The sequence below is a fragment of the Pseudoalteromonas sp. AOP7-A1-14 genome (assembly GCF_052376275.1).
Classification (GTDB): Bacteria; Pseudomonadota; Gammaproteobacteria; order Enterobacterales; family Alteromonadaceae; genus Pseudoalteromonas.
In genome coordinates this window covers 1-4,438 of sequence record NZ_JBQSVO010000171.1, presented here as the reverse complement: position 1 = coordinate 4,438, position 4,438 = coordinate 1, and the positions used below count along the sequence as shown (strand labels likewise).

2 protein-coding genes and 2 pseudogenes are annotated in these 4,438 nt (G+C 41.1%); all 4 read left to right on the top strand.

Translation table 11 applies throughout. From position 1 onward, the window contains the following. A pseudogene (locus tag ACT3RM_RS16930) lies at positions 1-255 on the top strand (sensor histidine kinase); the annotation flags it as partial. Between the two features lie 399 nt (positions 256-654). Next, positions 655-1,794 (top strand): tyrosine-type recombinase/integrase, encoded by a 1,140-nt coding sequence (locus ACT3RM_RS16925; protein WP_444511451.1) that lies wholly within the window; start codon positions 655-657, stop codon positions 1,792-1,794. Between the two features lie 7 nt (positions 1,795-1,801). Further along, positions 1,802-3,454, top strand: a complete 1,653-nt coding sequence (locus ACT3RM_RS16920) for a phage integrase SAM-like domain-containing protein (RefSeq protein WP_444511450.1) — start codon at positions 1,802-1,804, stop codon at positions 3,452-3,454. Then, a pseudogene (locus tag ACT3RM_RS16915) lies at positions 3,451-4,438 on the top strand (site-specific integrase); the annotation flags it as partial. The gene ACT3RM_RS16920 and the pseudogene ACT3RM_RS16915, both read left to right, overlap by 4 nt.

Sequence of the window (4,438 nt, the reverse complement as noted above, 5' to 3'; positions counted from 1 at the left end):
GTTTCGACAATGATTTCAAAAGAAAAACTTTTATTTTTGTCAGTTACTAACTCCCTTATTGAACCTTTGAGTGATAATGATATAGACCAATTATTTGACCCTTTATGGCAAAAAGACACTTCAAGAACATCGAATGATAACTTTGGATTGGGGTTATCAATCGCTAAAACGCTTAGTAAAGCAATTGATGCGCAATTAAGTGCAGAAGTTAGTGACAGAAAAATCACATTCTCTTTAGCCTTAAACACTGATTAGTTTATTTAGCCCTACATAGAAATAAAGGCTGGGGAATGCAATTATGTGATGAGGCTCCTAAATACTTAATTGTACTGGTAGCTATCAAACAATCAACTCCGTTTCTGCGGCTTAGCAGGATGTTGTTATCACTATACATTTTACAGATCCGCCCTCCGGCTCTAACTCGTTTTTGTCCAAAAATGAGTTTGATCGACCGTCTGCTTCTCGCTCAAAGCCGTCCTATAAAGTAATTACTTTAACACGTTTGGGGCAAAAGCTTGTTAGAACAAAAGGCAGACTGCGACAAATAGCATCGAAAAGTTTCGAACTTTATTGTTATGAATCCCTTAAAGTGTAACTATTGCTTGATGTTCTAAAATACCTGTTCATACTGGTTATTAACACAGGTATAGAGTAATGGTTATGATCGTACTGAAATCCACATCTGACTTTGAGATAGAAAGCGTCAAATACCCCAATTTCCCTTTACTGACTTGGGAGACTGATAATTCAGATCTAGGGATTGAATCTGGAAACCTTTGTGTAGAGGCAATGCAGTTCTTGATCTATGAGTGCCTAAAACGAGGTCGAGTGAATAGTGAGAACACTTGGTGGACGTATGGCAATCATTTAGCTCAATTCCTGACATTCTGTGAGCAGAACAGTTTGGATTGGCGAGATATTTCAGAAAGCAGTGAAGATGAAATGTTAGTCAGTGCTTATCGTGACCTTTGTGTTGGTGAGTTTGGCATGTCGGTTAATTCAACCAATCAGCACTTACGAACGATAGTGCGTTTCTACTCCTATGGTGTTGGTAAGTGGTTTAAATCATTGCCTTACTCTCTAGAATCCGTTTCAGTGAATAAAGGGCAGCAGTTTCTAGCTCATACCGAAAGAAATGGTGGTAAGAAGTACAGCTCTGATTTGATGATGAAAACCTTTGAGAAGAAAGCTAAGTTTTTGTCAGCTATTGAAGTGAAAGAACTGCTATCTGCGATTGAAAATCCAACCTTAAAGCTGATGGTTCGCTTATGTCTACAGACAGGTATCAGACGTAAAGAGCTGTTGTTGTTTCCGTTGCACGTAATACGAAAGCCAACTGGAAATCGAGCTTACTACGAGGTCAATATTTCGCGAACCAAAGGTGAGAAAGAGCGTAAGATACACATTCCAACACGACTGATGGAAGACTTGTGGCGTTATGTCAATGAGGCTCGTTTTCGGAAGCAGCAAGAGTCAGGAGTGGTATCAGACTGCTTGTTTTTAACGTCTGATGGTCAAGAGTGGACTTCTCAAGGCTCTGCTTTTGGTAAGGCTCTCAAGTCGCTTAATTTGCCCTTTCACGTATCACCGCACATGTTAAGACATACTTACGCAACGCACATGCTAAAAGGAATGCTAGAACATAAAAGCAGCAGATTTGAACCCTTGATGTACCTACAAGCTCGGCTTGGGCATTCAAGTATCACAACCACAATGAAGTATTTGCACTTGGTTAATGATTTAGTCGATGACTTTTCGATTGAGTATCAGCAACAAGTTGATGCGATTGCGTAGGTAAAGTATGGCTAGGCAAAGAAAAAAACTGTCGATTAACAAAGACAAGCTAAAGAAAACGTCGGCAGTAGAGCCAACTATTGACACTACTCAAAATCGAGAAATAGTCCGACCAATCAACCCTGTTGTGAATTACCCCAATATCGGTTCAAAAGGTGGTAATGGTTCTAACATTAATTTTACTCGTTTCTATGGCAAAGGTTATGACGACATTACAAATCGAGTGTACTACACCGCAAAAGCTCTGCTGAAAAATACCGATGCTCTTAGCGAGGAAACTCAAAGAAGTTATTTTAATAGTGGTTTTTCCCATTTCGCTGAATACCTTACATTATTTAGGTATTCAGCGAGTGAGGACTTAACACAAGCAGATATTACACCAGAGTTGATCGACCAATATTTACTGCACCTTAAAGGTAGTGATATTGGGTATAACACCCAAAAAGGTTACTACACTCATCTCAAGTCAATGCTGATACACATGAGGGACAAGGGCTATTGGTCAGTCATTGGTTACATCAACCTAAACAGTGATTTCTTTCCTAAGAGCCCATTTCCAAATTCAAGTAAACGTGCAAAGGGCGAGAAACCTCTGACTTCCCATGAAAAAAGGCAGGTGGTAGTTGCGCTAAAACAAGCAATTAAGCCGATTTATCAAAAGACCGAACCACTAACAGGTTATCAGTTAACACTGTGTTTGTTAGCTGTGGCGATTCAGACAGGCATCAACACATCTCCGCTTCTCAATATGACTACCGACTCATTGACCGACCACCCACTTAAAGATTGCCGCAAGCTCTTAACCGTATTCAAAAAAAGAGGCAACACCACGCAATTGCACAATTTACGAAAATCACAGGAACTTGAAGTGGTGCAAGGAATAAAGCTTGATGTTGCTTATCTTATTGAGGCTATCATTGAGCGTAATAGCCAAGTGAGAAAGTCTATCGATTCCGACTTGGTATTTGTCTATGAGCCTAGAGTTGCCCACATAGGTGCAGAGAGAGGTACGGTCTCCTCTCTAGCAGAAAGGCTGCTTCGATATAACATCAAAAAATTCATCAAAGAGTACGACTTAAGAGATGAAGATGTTCGAACGATGAAACTTAATGTAAGCCGTTTTCGCAAGACGTTCATCAATGGTATTTATGAGCTGAGTGGTGAGAGTTTGTTAATTGCTGCGCGGCAAGCCAAACACAGTGGGACAGGAACGCTTGACCACTACCTGCAAGCTCCTGAGCAATCAAAGCGCAACTTGGGCTTAATGGGTGAGATACGAGTTAAAGAGCTAACGTGCGCAGAGCCAAGTGTCCCTGTAGGGCATTGTAAAGACCCTAAGAATGGCGATAAAGCACCGAAAAATGGCTCGTTCTGTAATGACTTTTTAGGCTGCTTCCGCTGTAAAAGCTTCGTTATTACAGGTGATGATTTGTACAAACTCTTTAGTTTTTATTGGGCGATTATTCGAAGCCGTGACGAGTTTGGTCGTAAAGACTGGAAGCGTCATTTAAAAAATGTTCTAAGAATCGTAGATGAAGAAGTTGTCCCTGAATTTGCAAAGCTTGGTCAGCTACAGCGTGTAGAGGCTGAAAAAGAACGGGCAAGATCTAATCCACATCCGTACTGGCAAAACCTTGATATGTTGAAGGTGACGCAATGAGTTCAATTGAGTTAATACTCACGCAAGCTGAGTTTGCAATTCAGCAATGCCCAAAGCCAAGCACCAGTGCGCTTGAGCAAGTCATTGATGGCTCTCTAACGGGTATCGTGACCTACATTAAACTCGCCAATGGTGAATACCAAACGCTATCTCGATTTGAGGAAGATGTATGGGTGTTTCCTGCTAGGAAAGGTACGAAAGCAACTATAGCAAGTGCATTAAACCTTACTTTTTCTACGATTGATGATACTCAAATGAAGCGCATGGCAAAGTGGGTAATCTGGAGCAAATTCAAAAAGGGGTTAGCTCTTAATACTCTTGTGAAAACATTGGACAAGTTGAAAAGTTATTTTCAGTGGGTTTTAAGCTCAGATACTACAGTTACACATGGGCTGACAGCTTTTACCTCAAATGCCTACGTTAGGCATGTAAATACCCTGCACTCAAAACGAAAAGGCGAGACTAAACCACTGACAGCAGTCACCAAGGTGGATAGATTCCGCGTTCTAGAATACCTTTATTACCACTGTAAAGAGTTTGATTTTGTCAAAGAGCATCCTTGGCCTCAATCAACCGCTAATGAGCAAGCAGGGTATGTTGGTGAAGCGTATCGGGAAGCCATTACCAAAGGTAAGACCCCCATTATTCCAAATAAAGTGCTAATTCCGCTGTGCCAGTTCACTAAATCATACCTAGATAAAGCTGATGAAATTCTGGAATCGTCAAAAAAGAGAGAAACATTGCTACTTCGAGATAGCTGTATCTTCTGGCTGTTACTCACAACGGGTATGCGTATCCATGAAATATTAGGCATTAAGCGTGATGCGTATCGCTCTGAAACGAAAGGTGACACCACTTACTACCACATCGAAACTGTCTCTGAGAAAACACATACAGGGTTAGCTGAGTGGATTGCGCCAAGGATAGCCACGGAAGCGATTGATATTCTTGGCCGTTTGAGCGCTCCACTTCAAGACCAACTTG